This window comes from Solirubrobacter ginsenosidimutans (assembly GCF_027587205.1).
This window is the reverse complement of sequence record NZ_JAPDOD010000026.1, coordinates 20,441-45,690: the sequence shown is the minus strand read 5'-3', so window position 1 is coordinate 45,690 and position 25,250 is coordinate 20,441. Positions and strand designations below refer to the sequence as shown.

Sequence of the window (25,250 nt, the reverse complement as noted above, 5' to 3'; positions counted from 1 at the left end):
TCTTTCGAAACATGTCTTTCGAAGGGCCGCGCAAGCTCACCGACCCGAAGACCATGCGGGCGATGGCCCACCCGATCCGGCTCGCGCTGCTCGAGGAGCTCATCCACGCGGGGACGCTGACCGCGACCGAGGCGGGCGAGCGGGTGGGGGAGAGCCCGGCGAACGCGTCGTTTCACCTGCGCCAGCTCGCCAAGTACGGGTTCGTCGAGGAGGCCGAGGGCGGGACGGGCCGCAAGCGGCCGTGGAAGCTGCGCCACCTCGGGATGAGCTTCACCGACGTCCACGAGGACCCGGAGACCGCGACCGCCGCCCGCACGCTGGACCGGGTCCTGCGCGATCGCTACTTCGCCCGCGCCCGGCAGGCGTTCGAGGATCGCCAGTCGCTGCCGGAGGAGTGGCGGGCGGTGACCGGCATGAACCAGATGGGCCTGTATCTGACGCCGGACGAGCTGAAGGCCATCGACGAGGAGATCGTCGAGCTGCTGTTCAAGCGCTATGCCGACCGGCGCACGCCGAGCGACGAGCACCCCGAGGGCGCCGAACGCGTCGAGATCCTCACCCTCGCGTACCGGCTATGAGCCGCGACACGCGCATCTTCCTCTGCGGGCAGTCGCTCAGCCTGCTCGGCGACACCGCGCTGTGGCTCGCGCTCGGGCTCTGGGTGAAGGACCTGACAGGGTCGAGCTCGGCCGCCGGCCTCGTCTTCCTGTGCATCGTCGCGCCGCAGCTCGCAAGCCCGTTCGCCGGCCTGCTGGTGGACCGCGTCCGGCGCCGGACGCTGCTGCTCGCCGTCAACCCGCTCACCGCGCTGGCGGTCCTGCCGCTGCTCGCCGTCCACGACCGCGGCGACGTATGGATCATCTACGCCGTCGCGGTCGCCTACGGCGCGTCGTACGTGGTGCTCTCGGCGGGCCAGTCCGCGCTGCTGCACACGCTCGTGCCGACGGAGCAACTCGCCAAGGCCAACGCCACGCTGCAGACGGTCAGAGAAGCGCTGCGGCTCATCACCCCGCTGGCCGGCGCCGGCCTCTACACGCTCGCGGGAGGCGCCGCGGTCGCGCTGCTGGACTCCGCCACGTTCCTCGCCGCCACCGCCGCGCTCTTCGCGCTCAAGCTCAGAGAGCCGAAGCCGCAACCACACGCGAACCCCGGCATCACCGCCGGCGCGCGCCACATCGCCCGCACGCCCGACCTCAAGGCGATGGTCGCCGGCTGCGCGCTCTGCATGCTCGTGATCGGCTTCAGCGAGACGCTGATCTTCGAGCTGCCGGACGCGCTCGGCAAGCCGTCCGCGTTCGTGGGCGTCCTGATGGCGGTGCAGGGGGTCGGCGCGATCGTGGGCGCGCTCACGGCGACGACCGCCCTCAAACGCCACGGGGAGGTCCGCGCCGCCGGCTTCGGCATGACGATCTTCGCCCTCGGCGCGCTGCTGATGGCCGATAGCGACCTCCCGGTCGTCCTGGCGGGCAAGGTCCTGTTCGGCCTCGGCCTGCCCTGGATCGTGGTCGCGCTGCTCACGTTGCTGCAGCGCAGCACGCCCGCGAATCTCCAGGGCCGGGCGTTCGCCGCCTCCGAGCTCGCGCTGGGCGCGCCGCAGACGTTGTCAATCGCCCTCGGGGCGGCACTCGTCGCGCTTGTCGACTATCGCGTTGTACTCCTGGTCCAAGCCGCGACGGTTGGCCTCGCGGGCGTCGCTCTGCTGAATAGGATGCACGGACCTTGGCGGCTTTGGACTGGGACTTCTACGACGAGCTCGTCGCATCCGACGGGGAGCCCCGCCCGCACGCCCGCACGCTGGTGGAAGCGCTGGAGGCGCTCGGTCCCGAGGCCCTGACCGCGGCGGGCCGCCGCCGCGACGCGATCTTCATGCAGCAGGGCATCACGTTCGACGCCGGAGGTCCCGGTGACGGACCGGTCCGGGATCGCCCGTTCCCGCTCGACCTCGTCCCGCGGATCATCCCGGCGAGCGAGTGGCAGACGATCAAGCGCGGCCTCGCGCAGCGCATCCGCGCGCTCAACCACTTCGTCGACGACGTCTACCACGCGCGCGAGATCATCCACGACGGCAAGGTGCCGTGGGAGCTGGTCGTGTCGAGACCGGCCTTCGCCCGCGCCGCGCACGGCATCCGCCCACCCGGCGGCGTCTACTGCCACGTCTCCGGCTGCGATCTGGTGCGCGACAACGACGGCGCCTGGAAGGTGCTCGAGGACAACGTCCGCACGCCGAGCGGCATCAGCTACGTGCTCGAGAACCGCCGCGCGATGACCCGCCTGCTGCCCGGGTTGTTCGAGCACTACCGCGTGCGGCCCGTCGATCACTACCCGGCGCTGCTGAGAACGGCGCTGGAGGAGGTCGCGCCGACGGGCGGGGAGGAGGAGGCGACGGTCGTCGTCTGGACCCCCGGCCCGTTCAACAGCGCCTACTTCGAGCACGCCTTCCTGGCGCGCCAGATGGGCGTCGAGCTGGTCGAGGCCTCCGACCTCGTCGTGCGAGACGCCGTCTGCCACATCCGCACGACCCGCGGCCTGCAGCGCGTCCACGCGATCTACCGCCGGATCGACGACGACTTCATGGACCCGCTCGAGTTCCGCCCCGACAGCGTGCTCGGCGTCCCCGGGTTGATGCGGGCCTACCGAGCGGGCAGCGTGGCGATCGTCAACGCCGTCGGCACCGGCGTGGCCGACGACAAGGCGATCTACCACTACGTGCCGGAGATGATCCGCTACTACCTCGGCGAGGAGCCGCTGGTCGAGAACGTGCCGACGTACCTGATGAGCGACCGCGAGCAGCGCGAGGCGATCCTCAAGCGGCTCGATCAGGTCGTCGTCAAGCCGACCTCGGAGTCCGGCGGCAAGGGCGTCTTCATCGGGCCGACGGCGTCCGACGAGGAACTGCAGCGCCAGGCGGACGAGATCAACCGGCTGCCCGAGAAGTGGATCGCGCAGGAGCTCGTGCACCTCTCGACCGTCCCGACCGCCGGCCCGGACGGCGCGCTCGCGCCCCGCCACGTGGACCTGCGGCCGTTCGCGGTCTTCGGGGAGAACATCCACATCGTCCCGGGCGGGCTCACCCGCGTGGCGTTGCGCGAGGGCTCGATGATCGTCAACTCCTCCCAGGGCGGCGGATCGAAGGACACGTGGGTGCTCGAGGAGGACGCCGAGCACGCTCCCGAGCAGCCGCGCCTGTCGCGCTGGCAGCCGCCGCGCATGCCGGGCCTCCCGCTCGGCGGCGCCTGGTCCTCCCAGCAGCAACAACAACAGCAATAGATGCTCGCCCGGATCGCCCACGAGCTGTACTGGATCGGCCGCCAGCTGGCGCGCGCCGAGCACACCTCGCGCATGCTCGACGGCGTCTTCCACGCCGACCTCCAGGGCCGCCCGGACGACCCGGCGGGCGTCCGGCTGAGCTGGGACGCGCTGCTGACCATCGTCAGCGGCGAGCCGCCGGAGACGAGCGCCAGCCGCGACGAGGTCCTGCGCCTGCTCACGCTCGACCCCGAGCACCCGACGTCCGTCCTGAACTGCATCTCCCGCGCCCGCGAGGGCGCGCGCACCGTCCGCGACGTCTTCAGCGGCGAGATGTGGGAGGCGATCAACACCTTCCACCTCGGCCTGCTGCAGCGCAACATCTCCGCCGCCGTCCAGACCGGCCCGTACAGCGTCTACGCGTACGTGCGCGAGCGCTGCGGGCTGTTCTGGGGCGTGACCGGGCGCACGATGCTGCGCGACGAGGCCCACGCGTTCCTGCAGGCGGGCGCCGCGATCGAGTCCGCCGACATGGTCCTGCGGATGCTGCGCGTGGCGCTGCCGGCCGACGGCGCCGACGCCGAGGAGCACGTCCGCGACGGCCAAGCGCTAGCGCTGCTGCAGGCCGTCGGCGGCTTTCAGGCCTACCGGCGCTCGGTCCCCGCGCCGCCCAACGCGCGGCCGGTCGCCCGCTTCCTGCTCTTCGAAGCCGACTACCCGGACAGCGTCGCGTTCTCGATCGAGGCGCTGCACGCCGCCCTCACCGCCGCCGACCCGGCCTACCGCGGCTCGCCGGCCGTCCTGCGCCTGTCGCGGCTGATGGCCGACCTCGACTTCCGCGCGCGCACGCCGGTCATCGACGGCACCCTGGCGGAGACGCTGGAGATCGTCCAGGTCGAGCTCGGCATGGTCGATGTCGACATCGCCGGCCGCTACTTTGGCAACCCGGCGAAGCCCGCCGCCCGCCCCGTCTCGGCATGAACTTCGCCATCCGCTACCTGACCGAGTACCGCTACAGCGGCCCGGTGACGGACAACCTGAACGCGCTGCGGGTGAAGCCGGCGACGATGGCGACCCAGAGCGTCGAGGACTTCGTCGTCCGCGTCGATCCGGAGTCGCGGCTCAATCAGCACCTGGACTACTTCGGGACGACCGTGATCGAGTTCGGGATCTCGCGACCGCACGAGCACCTCTCGATCGACGTGCGGGCGCGGGTGCGCACGACCTCGCCCGACGTGCCGCCGGAGACCGACTGGTCGGCGATCGAGGACCGGGCGTACGACGCGGCGGCGGGCGAGTTCCTGCTGCTGGACGGCTCCGAGCCGGACGCGTTGACGATCGACGACCTCGTCGGCCTCACCCGCGCGGACTCGCCGCTCGGCACCGCCCAGCGCCTGGTCGAGGTGATCCCGGACCGCTTCGAGTACCGGGCCGGCGTCACGTACGTCGGCTCGACCGTCGGTGACCTGCTGGCCGCGGGCGCGGGCGTCTGCCAGGACTTCGCCCACCTGGCGCTGTTGCTGCTGCGCCGCCACGGAGTCGGCGCGCGCTACGTCTCCGGGTACCTGTGGGCGCCGTCCGACGACGACGAGGCCTCCGCGGAGGTCGAGACGCACGCGTGGGTGGAGGCGCTCCTTCCCGGCGCGGACGGGCTCACGTGGGTCGCACTGGACCCGACCAACCGCCAGCTCGGCGGCGAGACCCACGTCAAGATCGGCCACGGGCGCCACTACGCGGACGTGCCGCCGATCAAGGGCGTCTACCGCGGCATGGAGGGGTCAGAACTCAGCGCGTCCGTGCGAATGACGCGCAGCGACGTGTCACCCTCTCGCGCCTGACATGGGCGACCATCTAATTGTCATGCACTCGGCGGTGCGCGCGCTGCCGGGGTACAACCGCCACGACGCGCCCGCCATCCTCATGGACGGTCCCTCGGTCGCGCAGCTGACCGAGCAGGGGCGCGCGGTGACCGCGCAGCTCGCCGAGCCCCACGGGACGCTGAGCGACGCGATGCGCGCCGCCATGATCGGCCTGAGCGCGGCCGGCATCCCGAAGGCGATCCGCGGCCAGGCCCGCGCGGCCGCCGAGGACTACTTCTACAACCGGCTGGACCTGTCGCCGGAGCTGGCGATCGACTTCCACGCGCCGCTCCCCCCGACGCTCGAGCTGATGCCCGACGGCATGTACGAAGCGCTCGAGAAGATCGTCGAGCTCGTCGTCGACGGCGAGTACGAAGAGCTGCACGACCTCTCCGGCGAGGAGCTCGCGATCGAGGACCTCCAGCGCCGAGTCGAGGACGACTGGCCCGAGGCGCTCGTGCCGCCGCCCCGGGAGCACTACGGCATCGAGGTCCTCAGCCGCTCCGAGGAGCCGGGCGACGACGGCTGGGCGTACTTCCTCGACCTCTGGACCGAGCAGGGCCCCGCGCGACTGCACATCGAGGGGGAGATGGCGCTGACCGCCGACGGCCGCTTCCTCGTGTCGGTCAACGACATCCTGCCGTAGGTAACCCATCTCGCGCGGCACACCCGTCGCTAGGGTGAGCCGCGCCGTGTCGACTGAACCGTCAGCTCCGCGGCGGCTGCTGATCGGACTCGCCGCCTTCGGCGTCGTCGCCTGTGTCGTCCCGTTGGCGCTCGCGATCCACAGCGTCGGCGGGCACCATCGCGACCTGATCGCGGTGTTCGGGCCGGTGATCGGCGGCGCCTCGATCGGCACCGGGCTGCTGGCCTGGCAGCGCCGGCCGGAGAACCGCTTCGGGGCACTGCTCGTCGCGGTCGGCTTCACCTACTGCCTGTCGGGGCTGATCGTCAGCACCGATTCCTGGCCGTTCATCGCCGGCCTGGTCGTGATCGCGGTGCCGTACGCGATCCTCTTCCACATCCTGCTGGCGTTCCCGTCGGGGCGGTTGCGGGCGCGGTGGGAGATCGCGCTGGCGGGCGCGTCGTATCTGCTCGCGACGGTGGGGTGGTGGATCTGCCTGGTCTTCGAGCAGACCGCGAACTTCGGCCTGCCCGCGAACCCGCTGCTGATCGCCGAGAAGCCGGGTCTCTTCGACGTGCTCTCGCGGGCGCGGCTGGCGCTGGTGGCGGTCCTGATCGCGCTGCTGATCGTGATCGTCTGGACCCGCTGGCGGCGGGCGACGCGGCCGCAGCGCCGCGCGCTGACGCTCGTCTACGCGAGCGGCGGCCTCGTGCTCGCGCTCTACGCGGTGTGGTCGGTGCTCGGCGCGCTCGACGTGGCGACGGGGACCCAGGAGACGCTCGAACGCGCGCGGGTGATCGCGCTCGCCACCGTCCCGTTCGCCTTCCTGGCGGGGCTGCTGCGCAGCCGGGTCGCGGGGGCGACGGCGGTCAGCGACCTCGTCGCCCGGCTCGGCGGCGGGGGCGTCCACGGCAGCCTGCGCGACGCGCTGGCGAGCGCTTTGGGCGACCCGTCGCTGACGCTCGCCTACTGGCTCCCCGAGCGCGAGGACTGGGTGGACGCCACCGGCGGGACGATCACGCTGCCGCGGCCGGGTGGCGGACGCGCGTGCACGCCGGTGGAGCGCGACTCCGAGCAGGTCGCGATGCTCGTGCATGACGCCTCGGTGGCGGAGGAGCGCGAGCTCGTCCAGGCCGTCGTGGGCGCCGCGGCGCTGGCGCTGGAGAACGAGCGGCTCGCCGCCGAGTTGCACGCCAAGGTCAAGGAGCTGCAGGCGTCGCGCGCCCGGATCGTCGAGAGCGCCGACGCCGCCCGCCGCCGGATCGAGCGCGACCTCCACGACGGGGCGCAGCAGCGGCTGGTGGCGTTGTCGCTCTCGCTGCAGGTCGCGCGCCGGCGGATCGACAACGACCCGGGTGCGGCGAAGACGCTCCTGGAGACCGCCGCGAGCGACCTCGACGCGGCGATCCGGGAGCTGCGCGACCTCGCCCGCGGCATCCATCCCGCGGTGTTGTCTGACCGCGGTCTGAGTTCCGCGGTGGAGGCGCTCGCCCAGCGGATGCCGCTGCCGGTCGAGATCGTCGCCGCGCCGCAGGAGCGCCTGCCTGAACCGGTCGAGGCCGCGGCGTACTTCGTCGTCGCCGAGGCGATCACCAACGTCGTCCGCTACGCCCACGCGACGTTCGCGCGGGTGGACATCCGGCGCGACGACGGGCGCCTGGTGGTCGAGGTCGCCGACGACGGCATCGGCGGCGCCGATCCCGGCAACGGCTCCGGCCTCCGCGGCCTGGCCGACCGCGTCGCCGCGTTGGATGGACGCCTCGAGGTCGAGTCGGAAGTCGCCCGCGGCACCGTGGTTCGTGCGCTCATCCCCTGCGGGTAAGGGCAGCCGGGAGCGTGCGGCTGACCGCCGTGCAGGCCTCGCAAGCAGCGCCGAGCCCCGGCGACGGCGCGCTAGCCTCGCGGGTCCGAATGGACCTGTCGCTCTTCTTCGCCGGCACCGCCGGCTCCGTTCCGACGCCGAAGCGCGGCCTGCCCGCGCTTCTGCTCCGTGCCGGCGGAGAGCGGATCCTGCTCGACTGCGGCGAGGGCACGCAGCATCAGCTGCTCAAGAGCATCGGGCTGCCCGACGTCGACGCGATCTTCATCACCCACCTGCACCTGGACCACTGGCTCGGGCTGCCGGGAATGATCAAGACGTTCGACATGCGCGACCGTGACCGGCCGCTGGACGTCTTCGGCCCGCCCGGCCTGAAGGCGCTCTACCAGCAGGTGCTCAAGCCGATCATCGGCCGCACGAACTACCCGCTGGAGATCATCGAGCTCGAGCAGCACGAGGAGGTCGGCTTCAACGACTTCGTGATCGCGTCGTTCCCGGTCAGCCACCGGATCGAGGCCTACGGCTACGCCTTCATCGAGGACGACCGGCCGGGGCGCTTCGACGTCGAGACCGCCCGCGCGCTCGGCATCACCGAGGGGCCGGACTTCGGCCGCCTGCAGCGCGGCGAGACCGTCGACGGCGTCACGCCCGAGCAGGTGGTGGGGGAGGACCGGCCCGGCCGCCGGATCGTCTACACCGGCGACACGTCCCCGGTCCAGTCCGTCGAGGTCTACGCCCACAACGCCGATCTGCTGGTGCACGAGGCCACGTTCCTGGAGCAGGACAAGGCGCGCGCGCGAGAGACCGGCCACTCGACCGCCGCTCAGGCCGCCCGCACCGCCGCGGACGCGGGCGTCAAGCTGCTCGCGCTGACCCACCTCTCGACGCGCTACTTCCCGCGCGAGGTCCGCCAGGAGGCCAGGGAGATCTTCGAGAACACGGTCGTCCCGCGCGACTTCGACTCGATCGAGCTCCCGTTCCCCGAGCGCGGCGAACCGCACCTGGTGAAGACCGACCTGGAGCCCGCGTCGTCCTGACGCCCTGCTAGAACACGGGTCAAGTCCCTTTAACCCGGTCCCGAGAGGCCAGGAAGGAACCACGTGTCAGAACCGAAGGTCGTCCTCGACGAGGACGACATCCGCCGCACACTCGTGCGCATCGCGCATGAGGTGGTGGAGAAGAACAGTGGCCGGCCCGTCGCCCTCGTGGGCATCCACCGGCGCGGCGCCCACCTCGCCACCCGCCTGCACCAGCTCGTCTGCGACCTGCTGGACACCGAGGTCCCGCTCGGGGACATCGACATCGCCTTCTACCGCGACGACATCTCCAAGCGCGCGGTGGACCCGGCGGTCCACGCCACGAACCTGAGCTTCCGCCTCGAGGACTACACCGTGGTCCTCGTCGACGACGTGCTCTACACCGGCCGCACCGTCCGGGCGGCGATCGAGGCGCTCTTCGACTACGGACGGCCGGCCCGGGTCCAGCTCGCCGTGCTCGCCGACCGCGGCCACCGCGAGCTGCCGATCCGCCCCGACTACGTCGGCAAGAACCTTCCCACCGCGCGCTCGGAGCGCGTCAACGTCCGCGTGCGCGAGGTCGACGGCACGGACGAGGTCATCATCACGGAGCTCGAGGAGGCGTACACCTGATGCGGCATCTGCTGTCGATCGAAGACCTGGACCGAGCCGGCATCGAGCGCATCCTGGATCGCGCCAAGACCTTCACCGAGGTCTCCGAGCGCGAGATCAAGAAGGTCCCGGCGCTGCGCGGGCGGCGGGTGCTGAACCTCTTCTACGAAGCGTCCACGCGCACCCGCAGCTCCTTCGAGCTGGCGGCGAAGTCGCTCAGCGCCGACGTCATCAACTTCGTCTCGAGCGGGTCGAGCGTCGAGAAGGGCGAGTCGCTCAAGGACACCGTCCAGACGCTCAGCGCCTACCGCCCGGACCTGATCGTCATCCGCTCGCCCCACGTCGGCGCCGCCGCGCTGGTCGCGGGCTGGACGACCGCCGGGGTGGTCAACGCCGGCGACGGCAAGCACGAGCACCCGACGCAGGCGCTGCTGGACGTCTACACGCTGCGCGAACGCCTCGGCAGCCTCGAGGGCCTGGACATCTGGATCGTCGGCGACGTCCTGCACAGCCGCGTCGCGCGCTCGAACATCCACGCCTTCACCAAGATGGGCGCCAAGGTCACGGTCTGCGGCCCGCCGACGCTGATCCCGCGCGGGATGGAGGCGCTCTGCGACGTCGCCTACAACCTCGACGACCTCGCCCAGGCCGACGTCGTCTACGCGCTGCGGATGCAGAACGAGCGCATGAACGACTCCTTCGTGCCCAGCCTGCGCGAGTACGCGGCGCAGTACCAGATCAACGGCCGCCGGCTCACCGCCCGCCAGGTCCTGATGCATCCGGGCCCCGTGAATCGCGGGGTCGAGCTCGCCGCCGAGGTCATCGACTCGCCGCAGGCCGTGATCGGCCAGCAGGTCGAAGCCGGCGTCGTCGTCCGCATGGCTGTCCTCTACGAGCTGCTCGCAGGCCGAAGCGCGCCGCAGCCCGCCCTCTCAACCGCTCCGGTGCCCGCTTAATTTCATGCTCGACCACCGACCCACTCCACCCGCCGACGTCCTGATCAAGGGCGCCCACGTGCTCGATCCGCGCACCGGGATCGACGCCAAGCTCGACGTCCTGGTCCGCGACGGCAAGATCGCCGAGCTCGGCACCGACCTGCAGTTCGACGGCGAGATCGTCGACGGCGCGGGCAAGCACGTCTTCCCGGGCTTCGTCGACCCGCACGTGCACCTGCGCGTCCCCGGGCAGGAGCACAAGGAGGACCTCGAGACCGGCACGCGCTCGGCGGCCGCCGGCGGCTTCGTCGCCATCGTGGCGATGCCCAACACGAGCCCGACCGTCGACTCCGCCCCGATCCTCGGCTCCCTGCGCGAGGCCGCGCGGCGCGAGGCCCGCGTCCCGGTCGGCTTCATGGCCAGCGTCACGACCGGCCTGCAGGGCGACGCGCTGACCGAGATGGCCGAGCTCAAGGCGGCCGGCGCGCTCGGGTTCACCGACGACGGCAAGCCCGTCTACCGCGCCGGGCTGCTGCGCAAGGCCCTGCAGTACCAGAAGCTCGTGGGCGGGATCATCGCCCTGCACGAGGAGGACATGACGCTCTCGGGCAACGGAGTCATGCACGAGGGCGAGGTGTCCGCGCGGCTGGGCCTGGCCGGCATCCCGAGCATCAGCGAGTCGACGATGATCGCCCGCGACGCCGCGATCGCCCGCTACGAGAACGGCCGCATCCACATCCAGCACCTCAGCGCCCGCGAGTCGGTCGAAGCGATCGCGGAGGCCAAGGCGCGTGGCGTGAAGATCACCTGCGAGGCGAGCCCGCACCACCTCACGCTGACCGAGGACGCGCTGCTGGAGAAGCTCGACACGCGGCTGAAGATGAACCCGCCGCTGCGCTCCGAGGACGACCGCCAGGCGCTGATCGACGGCCTGCGGACCGGCACGATCGACTGCATCGCCACCGACCACGCGCCGCACGCGCGCGAGGAGAAGGAGGTGCCGTTCGAGCAGGCGCCGATGGGCACGACCGGCCTGGAGACCGCGTTCGCCGCGGTCTACACCGAGCTCGTCAAGCCCGGCGTCCTGCCGCTGGCGCTCGTCGTCCAGAAGCTGAGCGCGGGCGCGGCGCTGATGGACCTGCCGACACCGAAGATCGAGGTCGGCAAGCCGGCGGATCTGGTCCTGATCGACCTCGAGGCGGAGTGGGAGGTGGGCGAGGCGGGCTACGAGTCGCGCTCTGAGAACTGCTGCTTCGCCGGCCGCACGCTCTCCGGCAAGGTCATCACCACGATCGCCGCGGGCGGCATCGTGTTCCGCGAGCGCAACTTCACGGTCGTCGGCGCATGACTCGCGCTACGCGCTCGCATGCGCTTGCGGCACCTCGCCTAGCGGCTCGCCGCCGCAGGCCACTGTCTTCCGTGGAGGCCACCTCATGAGCGCCTACGTCCTACTGGAGGACGGCACGCGTTTCGACGGCGACGCCGTCGGCGCGCACGGCTCGGTCACCGGGGAGGTCGTCTTCACGACCGGCATGTCGGGCTACCAGGAGTCGATGACCGACCCGAGCTTCGCCCGCCAGCTGATCACCTTCACGACCGCGCACGTCGGCAACTACGGCGTCTCCGAGGCCGCGATGGAGTCCGACTTCATCCACGCCGCGGGCGCGATCATGCGCTCCGCCACCGACTACGACGGCGCGCCCGGTGCGGACCAGGGCTGGCTGAGCTGGCTGCGCGAGCACGGCATTCCGGGCATCAGCGGCGTCGACACCCGCGCGCTCGTCCGCCACATCCGCTCCGCCGGCGCCATGCGCGGCGGCATCTTCTCCGCGGACGTCGGTGAGAAGGAGGCCCGCGAGCGGATCGACGCCGAGCCGAGCATGGTCGGCCGCGACCTCGCCCGCGAGGTGACGATCGCCGCGCCCCGCGTGTACGCGGGCGAAGGCGACGGTCCGCGGATCGTCGCCCTGGACACCGGGATCAAGCGCTCGATCATCCGGAACTTCACCTCCCGCGGCGCGACGCTCGAGATCCTCCCGTGCACCAGCACGGCCGAGGAGCTGCTGGCCCGCGACCCCGACGGCTTCTTCCTCGTGCCCGGCCCCGGCGACCCCGCCGCGCTGGACTACATCGTGGAGAACATCAAGACGCTGCTGACGACCAAGCCGGTGTTCGGCATCTGCCTCGGCCACCAGCTGCTCAGCCGCGCCGCCGGGCTTGACACCTACAAGCTGCCCTTCGGCCACCGTGGCGCCAACCACCCGGTCAAGGACCTCAGAACCGGCCGGATCGCGATCACCAGCCAGAACCACGGCTTCGCGGTCGCCGGAACGCCGGGGGAGATCATCGAGTCCGACCTCGGCGCGGCGCAGCTCACCCACGTGAACCTCTACGACAACACGATCGAGGGAATCCGCCTGCTCGACGTCCCCGCCGGCTGCGTCCAGTACCACCCCGAGGCGGGCCCCGGCCCCAACGACTCCCTCGGCCTCTTCGACGAGTTCATCGACCTGTTCGCGACCCATGCCGCGTAGAGACGACCTCCACAAGATCCTCGTCCTCGGCTCCGGCCCGATCGTCATCGGCCAGGCCGCCGAGTTCGACTACTCCGGCGCGCAGGCCTGCAAGGTCCTGCTCGAGGAGGGCTACGAGGTCGTGCTCGTGAACTCCAACCCGGCGACGATCATGACCGACCCGGAGTTCGCCACGGCGACCTACGTCGAGCCGCTGCTCCCGGGCCCGGTGCGCCAGGTGATCGAGCGCGAGCGCCCCGACGCGCTGCTGCCGACGCTCGGCGGCCAGACCGCGCTGAACCTGGCCAAGACGCTGCACGAGGACGGCACGCTGGCCGAGTTCGGCGTCGAGCTGATCGGCGCCAACTACGAGGCGATCAACCGCGCCGAGGACCGCGAGCAGTTCGACGCGACGATGCAGGCCGCCGGTCTGCGGACCGCGCGCAACACGATCGCCACCTCCTACGACGAGGCGCACAGCGCGCTGGCGGACTTCGGCCTGCCGCTGATCATCCGCCCGGCGTTCACACTCGGCGGGCGCGGCGGCGGCATCGCCCGCAGCGTCGCCGACTTCGAGCGGATCGTCGCGCAGGGCCTGGCGGCGTCGCCGATCGGCCAGATCCTGATCGACGAGTCGATCCTCGGCTGGGGCGAGTTCGAGCTCGAGGTCATGCGCGACCACGCCGACAACGTCGTGATCGTCTGCTCGATCGAGAACATCGACCCGATGGGCGTGCACACCGGCGACAGCGTCACCGTCGCCCCGCAGCAGACGCTGACCGACCGCACCTACCAGAAGCTGCGCGACCAGGCGATCGCCGTGATCCGCGCGGTGGGGGTGGAGACGGGCGGCTCGAACGTCCAGTTCGCGGTCAACCCGGCCACCGACGAGATCATCGTCATCGAGATGAACCCGCGCGTGTCGCGGTCGAGCGCGCTCGCCTCCAAGGCGACGGGCTTCCCGATCGCCAAGATCGCCGCCCGCCTCGCGGTCGGATACACGCTCGACGAGATCCCCAACGACATCACCCGCGCGACGCCCGCGAGCTTTGAGCCGACGCTGGACTACGTGGTCGTCAAGTGGCCGCGGTTCGCGTTCGAGAAGTTCCCCGGCGTCGACGCCACGCTCTCCACCCACATGAAGTCGGTGGGCGAGGTGATGGCGATCGGCCGCAGCTTCGGCCAGGCCTTCGGCAAGGCGCTGCGCTCGCGCGAGCTCGACGCGCTGCCGTCGGTCACCGGTCCCGACGAGGAGCTGCTCACCCGCCTGGAGTCCCCCGGGGCGGACCGCTACGACCTGATCCTCGAGCTGCAGCGCCGCGGCGTCAGCGACGGCGAGCTGCGCGCCCGGACCGGGATCGACCCCTGGTACCTGCGCGAGCTGCGCCAGCTCGACGACGCCTTCGACGGCGTGCGCACCTACAAGGCCGTCGACACCTGCGCGGCCGAGTTCGAGGCCGAGACGCCGTACTACTACTCCGCCTGGGAGAAGAACGGCGGCGAGTCCGAGGTGCGCCGCGGCGACAAGCCGAGCGTGATGATCCTCGGCTCGGGCCCGAACCGGATCGGGCAGGGCATCGAGTTCGACTACTGCTGCGTCCACGCGGCGATGACCGTCCGCGAGTCCGGCCGCGACGCCGTGATGGTCAACTGCAACCCCGAGACCGTCTCGACCGACTACGACACGTCGGACCGGCTGTACTTCGAGCCCCTGACGCTCGAGGACGTGCTGGCGATCGTCGAGGTCGAGCAGCCCGAGGGCGTGATCGTCTCCTTCGGCGGCCAGACGCCGCTGCGGCTCGCCGCCGGCCTCGAGGCCGCCGGCGTGACCCTGCTCGGCACGCAGCCGGAGGCGATCGACCTCGCCGAGGACCGCGGCCGCTTCGGCGCGCTGCTGGAGCGCCTGAACCTCAAGGCGCCGCCGTTCGCGCTGGCCAACTCGCCCGAGGAGGCGCTGGCCGCCGCCCCGAGCGTCGGCTATCCGCTGCTCGTGCGCCCGAGCTACGTGCTCGGCGGGCGCTCGATGGAGCTCGCCTACGACGACGCGATGCTCGCCGACTACTTCGCCCGCGTGAAGCCGCAAGGCGAGATCTTCCTCGACCGCTTCCTCGAGAACGCGATCGAGGTCGACGTCGACGCGATCTGCGACGGCGAGGACGTGTGGGTGGGCGGGATCATGCAGCACGTCGAGGAGGCCGGGATTCACTCCGGCGACTCGGCCTGCGTCCTGCCGCCGCACTCGCTCGGGGTCGAGATGCTCACCGAGATCGGGCAGGCGACGCGCGACCTCGCGCTCGCCCTCGGCGTCGTCGGGCTGATCAACATCCAGTACGGCGTCTACGGCGAGGACCTGTACGTCATCGAGGCCAATCCGCGCGCCTCGCGGACGGTCCCGTTCGTCTCCAAGGCCACCGGGCTCCCGCTGGCCAAGCTCGCCTGCCGGGTGATGCTGGGGGAGAAGCTGGCGTCTCTGGGGCTGCCCGAGGGCGGCGGCTGGGACGGCATCAAGCACGTCTCGGTCAAGGAGGCCGTGCTGCCGTTCGACCGCTTCTCCGGTACCGACGCCCTGCTCGGTCCGGAGATGCGCTCCACGGGCGAGGTGATGGGCGTCGCCGCCGACTTCCCTACCGCGTTCGCCAAGGCGCAGGCCGCGGTCGGGACGCGGTTGCCCAACGCGGGAACCGTCTTCCTGACCGTGACCGACGCCGACAAGGCCGGCGTCGTGGGCATCGCCAGCCAGCTGCACGACCTCGGCTTCAAGATCGTCGCCACCCGCGGCACGGCCGCCGCCATCAAGCGGATGGGGATCCCGGTCGAGACGATCAACAAGATCCAGGACGGCCGCAACAACGTCGTCGATTGGATCGATCGCGGCGACGTCGACCTCGTGGTCAATACGCCGACCGGAACCGCGGCGCGCTCGGACGGCTACGAGATCCGGCGCGCGGCGGTCGCGCGGGGGGTCCCGTGCATCACGACGATCGCGGGCGGGATGGCGGCCGCGCGGGCGATCTCGTCGGCGCGCATGGGCGACCCGCCGGTGCTCTCCTTGCAGGAACTTCACGCCAACGGCGGAGTCCACGCCTGACGAACGCTGTCAGGTCGCTTTGACGCGGTCGCCGCTCACCGTGCATTCGGTGACACCCGGCGGCCGCGTCAGGCCCGATCACCGTTGGACTAGACCCTTGCACAGGTTTCTGTCGTAAAGGGGGCGCGTTCGGGTTCCCAAGACCCGGATCGGTCAGATAGAGTGCCCCGGCCGCGTCGTTGACGGTCTACGTGCGGGCGTAGATGATGGTCGTCGCGGGCATGCATCCGATCGAGGGTTCGCTGGTCTGTCGCGCGTCCGAGAAAAGTGCCAAAAATCCTTCACTCTGGACACCGAACAGTGTCCGGATTTTGCGTCCAAAAAGCCTGCAAAGCGTGGGCTTATCGTCAACCTGTCCGTCAAGCATTGAACCTCAACTTCAGGTCAAGGTGAATTACCTGCCCAGCCCCTTGTCGGAGGCTCTGTTCGCTGTAGACTCGCCGCCCATGCCGCCAGCGACGAAGACGCCCGCCAAGCCCACCACGGCTGCCCCTGAGCGTTCCCTCGTCCAGCGCATGGAGGCGCTCCAGCGCGCGAACGAGATCAGGACCAAGCGCGCCACGCTCAAGCGTGATCTAAAGGCCGGCAAGGTCAGCATCCACGATCTCTTGCTCGAGCCGCCTGAATACGTCCATTCCGCCAAGGTCTTCGACCTGCTGCTGGCGGTGCCGAAGTACGGGCGCGTGAAGGTGAACAAGGTCTTGCAGCTCTGCCGCATCTCGCCGTCGAAGACCATCGGCGGGCTGTCGCCGCGCCAGCGCACCGAGCTCGTCTCGATGCTGCGGCGCTAGTCACGACTTGCCCGGGAAGGTCTTCGTCATCACCGGCCCCTCCGGGGTCGGTAAGGGCACGCTCATCCGCACGTTGCTCGAGCGCGTCCCCGAGCTCGAGCTCGCCGTCTCCGCCACCACCCGGGCCCCGCGCCCGGGTGAGGAGCACGGCACGCACTACCACTTCCTCGACGACGTGGAGTTCGACCGGCGCGTGATCGAGGGCGACTTCCTCGAGCACGCCGAGTATTCGGGACGCCGCTACGGCACGCTGCGCTCCGAGCTGGACAAACGGACCGCGGAGGGCGCGTCGGTCGTCCTGGAGATCGAGGTCCAGGGCGCGCGTCAGGTCGCAGACACCATGCCTGACGCCATTCGCATCTTCATCGCCCCGCCCTCGGAAGAGACCTTGCGCACTCGGTTGATCGGGCGCGGCACGGACACTCCTGAACAGATCGAAGCGCGCCTTCAGGTGGCCAAGGCGGAGCTCGCCGCGTCCGACGAGTTCGCCCACGTGGTCCACAACGACCGCCTCGACGACGCCGCCGATCAGCTCGAGCAGATCGTCCGCGCCAGCGCCTGACGGCCGAGCTACCCCGTTACACGCCGGCCCCCGCCGCCCGCCGTCGCCACGTTGCCGTCGCGGTCGGTGGCCTCGACGTAGAGGCTGAACTCGGGCTTGCGGCCGGCGGCCAGGTCGCGCTCGTAGCCGCGGATGCGCGTCCGCGGCAGACGGAACGTGAGCGTCCCGCCGTGGGCGGCGCGGACGATCTTGAACGTCGACTGGCCGTCGTCGTCCGAGCCGTAGAACGGCGTGGCGGTGATGGTGCCCGGTTCACGCAGGCGGATCCGGAAGCCGTGACGCAGCTGGGCGAGGGTGACGCTGTGGCGAAAGGCCGGCGCCAGCCCCACCTTGGGCGGCGTGTCGTCGCAGGTCCCCTGCACGGCGCCGGAGGACGTGTACACGAGCCGTGTGGCGCTGGCGAGCCACGCCGTCCCACCCGAGGTGAAGGCGAGCTGGCGCGCCGGGATCGGCGCCGGCCGGAAGCCCACCGTGCCGTCGGGCGCGACGACGCCGAGCACGCAGCGGCCGAACGCCAGGTACGGCGTGTCGTTGAGGGTGTCGAAGGCGATGTCCGTGACCGCGCCGAAGCGCGACGACGCACGCAGGCGGGTGACCGCCCCGCCGGCGTCGACGTGGCCGATCCGTACCGGCACGCCGACCTGCGCGAACCACATCCCGCCGGCGTTGTCGGCGGCGAGCGCGAACGGCGCCTCGTCGTCGCGCAGCGCGATCGTCTGGGCCACGCCGTCGGGCGTGATCCGCAGCAGCCGGCTGCAGCCCGAGTCGGCGACCCAGACGGCACCGTCGGATGCGCGCTGCATGTCGCGCGGCTGCGACTGCTCGCGGCAGGCGGGCAGCGCCAGCGGCGCGCTGGTCAGGACGTTCTGCGGAGTGATGCGCTGGAGCGTCCCGTCGCCGAACGCCCACAGCGTCCCGTCAGGGCCGCCGGCCATGACGTCACCGAGCGTCTCGCCCACGTCGGCGCGGGTGACCTTCCCGGCGGCGTCCGAGCGATCGACGACGCTGCCGGACCCGAACCACGCCTGGCCGTCCGGGCCGAGCGCGGCCCGCTCGTCGCTCAGCGGCTCCTGGACCGCGGCCGTATGAAACGACGACCGGTCGGGCGTCGCGCGCCCGATCGCCGCGCCGTCGCGGCGCTGGATCCGCACCCACGCCCCGCCGTCGGGCCCGGCGATCACGGCGCCGAGCGTCGTGCCGAGGGCGACGTGCGCCACCTCGACCGGTGACGGGGGCGGCCCCGCATGCGCCGTCGCGGCGGTTCCTGCGAGGAACATGACTGCGGCAGCTAGACTCACTGTGTGATTTCTCCCCGCGTAGACCGCCTGCTCGAGCATGTCGACTCACCGTACGCGAGCGTGATCGTCGCCGCCAAGCGCGCGCGTCAGATCAACTCGTACTACCACAACCTCGGTGAGGGCACGTTCGAGGAGTTCCCGCCGCCGATGGTCGACACGGCCTCCAAGAACTACCTGACGATCGCGCTCGAGGAAGTCGCGACCGGCAAGGTCGCGTACCGCTACCGCTAGTACGTCGCCGTGCCGCGCATCCTTCTCGGTGTGTGCGGCGGGATCGCGGCCTACAAGGCGCTCGAGTTCACCCGCCTCGCGCTGAAGGCGGGCCACAGCGTGCGCGTGGTGCAGACCGAGGCGGCCACCCGCTTCGTCGGACAGGCGTCCTTCGCCGGGATCACCGGCGCGCCCGTGCTCGTCACGGAATGGGAACCGGACCCGCTGCGCGGGGTCTTCCCGGGCGACCCGCTCCCTGACCATGCGCCGCTCTCGCACCTCGCGCTCGTCGAGCACGCAGACGCCTACCTGATCGCGCCGGCGACGGCGCAGACGCTCGCCAAGCTCGCCCACGGCACCGCCGACAACCTGCTGACGGCGGCCGCGCTCGCATGCCGGCGACCGCTGATCGTCGCTCCGGCCATGAACAACGCGATGTATGAGCACGCGGCGACCCAGGCGAACCTCGCGCTCCTGCGCGAGCGCGGCGTGACGGTCCTGACGCCCGGAACGGGCTCGCTCGGCTCTCCCGGGGAGTTCGGGATCGGGCGGCTGCCCGAGTCGCCGGAGCTGCTCGCGGCCGTGGAAAACGCCCTGCGAGTGGGCGGCGAACTCGACGGTGCGAACGTCCTCGTGACCGCGGGCGGGACGCGCGAGGCGATCGACTCCGTGCGCTTCGTCGGCAACCGCTCCTCCGGTCGCATGGGGTTCGCGGTCGCCGAGGAGGCACAGCGGCGCGGCGCCAGCGTCACCGTCGTCGCGGCCAACGTCTCGATCCCGCGTTCGCCGGGCATCGCTTACGTCGATGTGACCAGCGCCGCCGAGCTCGCCGACGCCTGCGCCGCACGCTTCGACGCCTGCGACGTGCTGCTGATGGCGGCCGCCGTCGCCGACTACCGCCCGGCCGAAGCCCAGGCGGGCAAGATCAAGAAGGACCGGACGGGCGCGGAACTGAACCTGTCGCTCGTGCGTACTACTGACGTGCTGTCCGTACTGTCCGAGCGCCGCCGTCCCGGCCAGCTGATCGTCGGCTTCGCCGCGGAGCATGGCGCGGGCGCGCTCGCGTACGGACGCGAGAAGCTCACGCGTAAGAAACTCGACGCGATCGTCGTTAACGACATCGGCGGAGCCGGAATCGGCTTCGAGTCCACCGATAACGAAGTCTGGATCGTCACGGCCGACGAAGAGCGGCATGTCCCGAAGGCGTCCAAGGGTGTGGTCGCGGCGGCGATCCTCGACGCCGTCTTGAGCCGCCGTTCATCAAACGACATAAAGGTTCGACGCTGAATGGAACCGTTGGAGGAGGCCGTCCCGGAGCGGCTCGCGCAGGCCGAGGTCGACACCGCCGTGGCGGTCGCCCGTCGCGTCACTGAGAACATCCGCCGCGCCGTCGAGGTCAAGGACGAGGTGCTCGAGCACGTCACCGTCTCGATGCTGGCCGAGGGCCACATCCTCGTCGAGGACTATCCGGGCGTCGGCAAGACCGCGCTGGCGCGGGCCCTCTCGCGTTCGATCGACTGCGCGTTCGCACGCGTGCAGTGCACGGCCGACCTGCTGCCGGCCGACATCGTCGGCTCGCAGATCTACAACCAGCGCGAAGGCCGCTTCGAGTTCCGCCCGGGCCCGATCTTCGCCAACGTCGTGATCGTCGACGAGGTCAACCGCGCGTCACCGAAGACGCAATCCGGCCTGCTCGAGTGCATGCAGGAGCGCAACGTCACCGTCGACGCCACCTCGCACGAGCTCGCGCGCCCGTTCCTGGTCTTCGCGACGCAGAACCCGGTCGAGTACGAGGGCACCTACCCGCTGCCCGAGGCGCAGGTGGACCGCTTCATGGTCCGGCTCTCGATGGGCTACCCGAACGCGGAGGCCGAGGCCGGGATGCTGCTCGGCCACGAGTCCCGCGACCGCGTGCTCGACCTCGAGCCCGTCGCGACTCGCGCGGAGATCGTCGACGCCGTCGAGACCGCCCACCGCGTCCACGCGTCGCAAGCCCTGCGCAACTACATCGTGGCGCTGCTGCGGCGCACGCGCGAGGACGACCGCGTCGAGCTCGGCGCGTCGCCGCGCGCCGGCCTGATGCTCCTGCGCGCGGCCAAGGCCCGCGCGCTCGTGCACGGCCGCGACCACGCGCTCCCCGACGACGTCCAGGCGCTCGCCGACGCGGTCCTCTCCCACCGTCTGATGCTCGCCCCCGAGGCCGCGGGCGTCCAGCGCTCGGAGATCGTCGCGGACGCGATCGCGTCGGTCCGAGCGTTGTGAGGGTGTAGTGCGCAGCGCGATCGGGTGCGCCGCGCTCGGCCTGCTGCTGCTGATCGTCGCGGGCACGTTCGACGCCGAGCCGCTCTACGTCACCGGCGCCGCGCTGCTGCTGCTCGGCGCGGGTGCCGCGGCGTGGATCGGGCTCGGCGGCGTGGGCGCGAAGCTCGGCCGCGAGATCAGCGTGCGCTCGGTGATCGAGGACCAGCCGCTGCAGGTCAAGCTCTCGGCGAAGGCCGGACGGCTGCCGCTTCCGCCCGGCTGGATCGACGAGCCGCTGCTCCCCGAGCCGGTCCGCCTTCCCGCGGGGCGCCGCCAGGCGCGGGTGCGGATCGAGGTCACCTTCGGCCGCCGCGGCCGCCGCCGGCTCCCGCCGCCCGCCCTCGTGTTGCGTGACCCGTTCGGCCTGGCGCAGCGCGTGATCGCCGGGCCGGCGACGGACGAGATCCTGGTCCTGCCGAAGATCTACCCGGTCAACCTGACCGCGGGTGGGGGAGACGCGACTCCCGCGCACGCCCGCGCCTCGCTGCTCGCCGCCGCCGAGACCGAGATCGACGGCCTGCGCCCGTGGCGCGAGGGCTCACCCGCCTCGCGGATCCACTGGCAGTCGTTCGCGCGTGGCGCGGGGTTGATGGAGCGCAAGCTGATCTCCGAAGCCGACTCGCGGCCGCTGGTCGTCATGGACCCACGGGCGCCGGCGTCGCCCGAGGCGCTGGACGCCGCGGTCCGCGCCGCGTCCTCGCTCGCCATCCACTTCGCCCGCAAGACCGGCTGCTCGCTGTTGATGCCGGGCGATCGGCGCGCGTCCGTGATCGAGCACGACCTGCTGTCCTGGCCCGCGCTGCACGTGCGCATGGCGCTGATGGACGATGCCGCCGGCCCGTCGCTGGCCGCGGCGCAGAACCGCCGCGGGCTCGTGATCTACGTCGCCGCTCGCCCCGTCGACCGTGCCCCGCGCGGGCTCGGCCGCACCCCGGGCGGATGCCTCGTGGTCGTGCCGGGGGAGATCGGCGGCCGCCGCTCGATGCTCGAGGTCGCGGGCTGTTACGGCTACGTCTCCGGCCGCGCGTCCGGCGCCGCCGCCGTTGCGGCGCTGGAGGGCGCGGCGTGATGCCGCGCGTGCCGCGGCCGTCGACGTCCCGCGGACTCGCGCGACGAGCGTCGACTTTCTGCGGCTCTGCGCGAGAAACTCGACGCTCGATGCCGGGCGCGGCGTCGCGCGAGGCGCGCCCGTGAGCGCGACGCTCGCCCCGCCGCCGCAGCGCCCGAAGTCGCACGACGACGCCGTCGCGACCCAGCTCTCGACGCCGGTCAAGCCGACGATCCGCAGCGCGACCGGCGCGACCGTCCTGCCCGTCGCCGTCGCGCGTTCGATCGCGTTCGTCGCGCTCGCCGCGTGGGGGGCGCTGCACTGGATGTCGATGCTCGAGCCCGCGGAGCCCAAGCGCGGCTGGACCGTCGTCGGCGTGGCCATCCTGGCGGTCGCCGCCATGCTCGGCGCGGGGCGGCTGCCGGGCAAGTGGCGCGTCGTCGCGGCGGTCGCGGCGATCGTCCCGCTGGTCGCGCTGATGCTCCTGGCCGGGCGGGTCGCCGACGAGCTGCTGCTTCCGGGCGGGTGGGGCGAGCTGGCGAGCGGGATCTCACGCGGGATCTCCGATCTGCCGGGCGTCCGCGTGCCCTACCGGGGCCTGGACGACTGGGTGCGCACCGTGATCCCGCTCGGCGGCTCGGCGCTCGTGCTGGTGGCCGCGCTGCTCGCGTTCTGGCCGCGACGGTCCAAGCTCGGCTTCCCGGCCGCGGCGCTGCTCCTGCTGATCGTGCTCTACGTCGTGCCGGTCGTCGCGCTCGACTTCACCGTCGAGTTCCTGCGCGGCGCGGTCTTCACGCTGCTGATGGTCGCGTTCCTGCGCCTGGAGAAGCTGCGCCGGCGCGACTCGCTCGCCGCCGTCGCCCTGGCCGTCGTCGCGACGCTCGTGGCGCTCGGCGCCGCGCCGATCCTCAATCGCGACACCCCCTGGTTCGACTACGAGACGTGGGCGGCCGACACGTCGGCCTCGAAGTCGACGTCGTTCAACTGGGACACCCAGACCTACGCCGGGCTGAACTGGCCGCGCGACGGGCGCGAGCTGATCCGCGTGAAGGCCAAGACGCCCGCGTACTGGAAGACGACCAACCTCGACATGTTCGACGGCAACATCTGGCGGCGCACGGACACGCCGGTGTCGGTCAACGAGCTGCCGACCGACAACCCGCTGGCGCTGAAGAACTGGACGCAGAAGATCAAGGTCTCCGTCCGCAACCTGCGTTCGGACCAGTTCGTCACCGCGGGCTTCGCGTCGGAGATCGACATTCCCCGCCTGGAGACCATCCCCACGCTCGACGGGCTCTACATCCCGGGGCGCACGCTGCGCCGCGGCGACGCGTACACCGCGACGGTCTACACCCCCAAGCCGACCGAGCGCCAGCGCCGCCGCGCGGGGGTCGACTACGAGTCGGCGCTCGCCAACTACGCGACGATCCACGCGTCGCTGCCGGGCGTCCCGGGCGCGAGCGAGTTCGACATCGCGTTCCCGTTCTTCGGCACCAAGGGCGCCCCGATCGTCTACCCGCCGCGCAACGGCACGGCCACCGAGGTCCTCGACCGGGCAGGCCTCGGCCGGATCTACGCCCTCGCGCTCCAGCTCAGCGACGGAGCGAAGACCCCCGACGAGTACGTGCAGCGGCTGCTGGACTACTTCTCCGGCAAGGAGTTCACGTACTCCGAGGTGCCACCGAGGGCCTCGTCGACCCTCGACGGGTTCCTGTTCGACACCAAGCAGGGCTACTGCCAGCAGTACTCCGGCGCGATGGCGCTGCTGCTGCGGATGGGCGGGATCCCCGCGCGCGTCGCCACCGGCTTCTCCACCGGCGCCACCGACTTCAAGACGGGCGAGTACGTGGTGCGTGACTTCGACGCGCACGCGTGGGTCGAGGTCTACTACCCCAACTGGGGCTGGCTGACGTTCGACCCGACGCCCGCCGACTCCCCGGCCCGCAGCCAGCCGCTGGACGCCAGGACGACGGGGGGCAACCTCGGCAACGCCACCGGCTCCAACTTCGGCGGCGACCCGGTCAGCGAGCGCGGCGCCAACGTCGCCGTGACCGACCCGGCCGCGCCGTGGTGGCGGATCCCGGCGATCGTCGCGGGCGCGTTCGCCCTGGCCGGCCTCGGCTACCTCGCGCTGCGCCGCTGGCGTCGCGGCGCCCCGCCGGCGCTGTCCGAGCTCGAGCGCGCGCTCAGGCGCACCCGCCGCGAACCGGCCCCCGGAACGACGCTGCACGCGCTGGAGTTGCGCTTCGCCAACACCCCCGCCGCCGCGGGCTACGTGCGCGCGCTGCGTGAGAACCGCTACCGCGACGAACCGAGCCATCCCACACGCGCGCAACGGCGCGGGCTGCGGGCCGAACTCGGACGCGGCGGCGGCATATTGGGCCATATTCGCGCCTGGTGGGCCCTCCCGCCGAGGTAATTCTGGGCTTACAATTGCCCGGATGGACGATGTCTATGACCTCTATCAGCGAGGAATGGCGCTGCTGGAGGACGGGCACTACCACCAGGCGATCATCCCCCTCGCGAAGGCCCGGGACCTCGAGCCCGACAAGACCTCGATCCGCGAGGGCCTCGGCCGGGCGTACTTCCGCACCGGAAGGTTCGAGGAGGCGCGAGCGGAGTTCGAGGCGGTCGTCGATTCCGCCCCGACGAACGACTACGCGCTGTTCTGCCTCGGACGCGCGTTGATGCAGCTCGGCCGCACCGCCGAGGCGCGCAAGCCGCTGACCTTGGCCGCCAACATGAACCCCAAGCGCCGGGACTACCGCATCTATCGCGACCGCGCGCGTAAGGCGGCATAGATCGCGAACGCACTGCTACTCTGGACAAACAGCTTTTCGCGGCCGGAAGGCCAACTTTGGGAAGCGGGCGAAGAGCCCGCTTTTTTGTTGAATAAGGGAGGTGACATGAGCACGATCCAGGCCGACATCGAGGCCCGCCTATCAGAGGTGGAGCCCGAAGTCGAGGTCCTGCTCGCCGAGGTCGTCGGGGGCGACCTCGTCCGCCTCTTCATCGACCACCCGCAGGGAGTCACGCTGGCCCTCTGCGAGCGTGTCACCCACCACCTCCCCGAGCTGCGGGAACGCTACGCGCTCGAGGTGTCCTCACCCGGCACCGAGCGCCCGCTGTCGAAGCCGGAGCATTTCAGCCGCTACGTCGGCAGGCGCGCCCGTGTACGTACGCGGGGCGACCATGACGGACGCCGCTCCTTCACGGGCGAGCTCCTCAACGCCACCGATCGGGAAGTCACCGTCGCCGCCGAGACCGGCGTCGTGTCGATCGCCTACGCCGACATCCATCGTTCGAACCTCGTGGGAGACTGAGGAA

23 protein-coding genes are annotated in these 25,250 nt (G+C 71.4%); 22 read left to right on the top strand and 1 reads right to left on the bottom strand.

Features of this window, described 5'->3' with window-relative positions:
• Positions 1–11 precede the first annotated feature (11 nt).
• The 15 genes from OM076_RS25135 (at position 12) to gmk (ending at position 17,066) form a co-directional block, all read left to right on the top strand.
• On the top strand, positions 12–578 hold the full coding sequence (locus OM076_RS25135; protein WP_270042848.1) for a winged helix-turn-helix domain-containing protein: 567 nt from the start codon (positions 12–14) through the stop codon (positions 576–578).
• Positions 575–1,834, top strand: coding sequence for an MFS transporter (locus tag OM076_RS25130; protein WP_270042846.1), 1,260 nt, complete (start codon positions 575–577; stop codon positions 1,832–1,834). Before OM076_RS25135 ends, OM076_RS25130 begins: the two co-directional genes overlap by 4 nt.
• Positions 1,720–3,267: a circularly permuted type 2 ATP-grasp protein gene (locus OM076_RS25125; RefSeq protein WP_270042845.1), complete on the top strand. Its 1,548-nt coding sequence runs from the start codon at positions 1,720–1,722 to the stop codon at positions 3,265–3,267. Before OM076_RS25130 ends, OM076_RS25125 begins: the two co-directional genes overlap by 115 nt.
• Entirely contained in the window at positions 3,268–4,227 is a 960-nt protein-coding gene (locus OM076_RS25120) for an alpha-E domain-containing protein (RefSeq protein ID WP_270042844.1), read from the top strand.
• Positions 4,224–5,084 carry a transglutaminase family protein gene (locus OM076_RS25115; protein ID WP_270042843.1) on the top strand — a complete coding sequence of 287 codons (861 nt, stop codon included), beginning with the start codon at positions 4,224–4,226 and terminating at the stop codon, positions 5,082–5,084. Before OM076_RS25120 ends, OM076_RS25115 begins: the two co-directional genes overlap by 4 nt.
• Positions 5,085–5,106: 22 nt before the next feature.
• Entirely contained in the window at positions 5,107–5,751 is a 645-nt protein-coding gene (locus OM076_RS25110) for a DUF7668 domain-containing protein (RefSeq protein WP_270042842.1), read from the top strand.
• Positions 5,752–5,797: 46 nt separating this feature from the next.
• On the top strand, positions 5,798–7,552 hold the full coding sequence (locus tag OM076_RS46310; protein WP_270042841.1) for a sensor histidine kinase: 1,755 nt from the start codon (positions 5,798–5,800) through the stop codon (positions 7,550–7,552).
• 89 nt (positions 7,553–7,641) lie between these two features.
• Complete coding sequence (rnz, locus tag OM076_RS25100) at positions 7,642–8,586, top strand: ribonuclease Z (RefSeq protein WP_270042840.1); 945 nt, start codon at positions 7,642–7,644, stop codon at positions 8,584–8,586.
• Between the two features lie 63 nt (positions 8,587–8,649).
• On the top strand, positions 8,650–9,198 hold the full coding sequence (gene pyrR, locus OM076_RS25095; protein ID WP_270042839.1) for a bifunctional pyr operon transcriptional regulator/uracil phosphoribosyltransferase PyrR: 549 nt from the start codon (positions 8,650–8,652) through the stop codon (positions 9,196–9,198).
• Positions 9,195–10,133 (top strand): aspartate carbamoyltransferase catalytic subunit, encoded by a 939-nt coding sequence (locus OM076_RS25090; RefSeq protein WP_372518078.1) that lies wholly within the window; start codon positions 9,195–9,197, stop codon positions 10,131–10,133. The genes pyrR and OM076_RS25090 overlap by 4 nt, the downstream gene beginning before the upstream one ends.
• A 4-nt stretch (positions 10,134–10,137) precedes the next feature.
• Entirely contained in the window at positions 10,138–11,460 is a 1,323-nt protein-coding gene (locus OM076_RS25085) for a dihydroorotase (RefSeq protein WP_270042837.1), read from the top strand.
• A gap of 85 nt (positions 11,461–11,545) precedes the next feature.
• Positions 11,546–12,646 carry a glutamine-hydrolyzing carbamoyl-phosphate synthase small subunit gene (gene carA / locus OM076_RS25080; protein WP_270042836.1) on the top strand — a complete coding sequence of 367 codons (1,101 nt, stop codon included), beginning with the start codon at positions 11,546–11,548 and terminating at the stop codon, positions 12,644–12,646.
• Entirely contained in the window at positions 12,636–15,713 is a 3,078-nt protein-coding gene (gene carB / locus OM076_RS25075; RefSeq protein WP_270042835.1) for a carbamoyl-phosphate synthase large subunit, read from the top strand. The genes carA and carB overlap by 11 nt, the downstream gene beginning before the upstream one ends.
• A gap of 203 nt (positions 15,714–15,916) precedes the next feature.
• Positions 15,917–16,504, top strand: a complete 588-nt coding sequence (gene mihF / locus OM076_RS25070; protein ID WP_270042834.1) for an integration host factor, actinobacterial type — start codon at positions 15,917–15,919, stop codon at positions 16,502–16,504.
• Positions 16,505–16,511: 7 nt separating this feature from the next.
• Positions 16,512–17,066, top strand: a complete 555-nt coding sequence (gmk, locus tag OM076_RS25065; RefSeq protein WP_270042833.1) for a guanylate kinase — start codon at positions 16,512–16,514, stop codon at positions 17,064–17,066.
• An 8-nt stretch (positions 17,067–17,074) separates the two neighbouring features.
• Here the strand turns inward: gmk and OM076_RS25060 are convergent, their stop codons facing one another.
• Complete coding sequence (locus OM076_RS25060; protein WP_270042832.1) at positions 17,075–18,343, bottom strand: Vgb family protein; 1,269 nt, start codon at positions 18,341–18,343, stop codon at positions 17,075–17,077.
• Between the two features lie 24 nt (positions 18,344–18,367).
• Between OM076_RS25060 and rpoZ the strand changes: the two genes are divergently transcribed.
• The 7 genes from rpoZ (at position 18,368) to rimP (ending at position 25,246) form a co-directional block, all read left to right on the top strand.
• Positions 18,368–18,595, top strand: a complete 228-nt coding sequence (gene rpoZ / locus OM076_RS25055; RefSeq protein WP_028065114.1) for a DNA-directed RNA polymerase subunit omega — start codon at positions 18,368–18,370, stop codon at positions 18,593–18,595.
• Positions 18,596–18,604: 9 nt separating this feature from the next.
• A complete protein-coding gene (gene coaBC, locus OM076_RS25050; RefSeq protein WP_270042831.1) occupies positions 18,605–19,861 on the top strand; it encodes a bifunctional phosphopantothenoylcysteine decarboxylase/phosphopantothenate--cysteine ligase CoaBC in 1,257 nt (418 codons plus the stop codon).
• The gene (locus tag OM076_RS25045; RefSeq protein WP_270042830.1) at positions 19,862–20,836 is read left to right on the top strand and encodes an AAA family ATPase; all 975 of its coding nucleotides are present in this window, start codon (positions 19,862–19,864) and stop codon (positions 20,834–20,836) included.
• Positions 20,837–20,843: 7 nt separating this feature from the next.
• Positions 20,844–21,944, top strand: a complete 1,101-nt coding sequence (locus OM076_RS25040) for a DUF58 domain-containing protein (protein WP_270042829.1) — start codon at positions 20,844–20,846, stop codon at positions 21,942–21,944.
• 121 nt (positions 21,945–22,065) lie between these two features.
• Complete coding sequence (locus OM076_RS25035; RefSeq protein ID WP_270042828.1) at positions 22,066–24,342, top strand: transglutaminase TgpA family protein; 2,277 nt, start codon at positions 22,066–22,068, stop codon at positions 24,340–24,342.
• A 22-nt stretch (positions 24,343–24,364) separates the two neighbouring features.
• Positions 24,365–24,724, top strand: coding sequence for a tetratricopeptide repeat protein (locus OM076_RS25030; RefSeq protein ID WP_270042827.1), 360 nt, complete (start codon positions 24,365–24,367; stop codon positions 24,722–24,724).
• Between the two features lie 105 nt (positions 24,725–24,829).
• A complete protein-coding gene (gene rimP / locus OM076_RS25025) occupies positions 24,830–25,246 on the top strand; it encodes a ribosome maturation factor RimP (RefSeq protein ID WP_270042826.1) in 417 nt (138 codons plus the stop codon).
• The last annotated feature ends 4 nt before the right edge of the window (positions 25,247–25,250 follow it).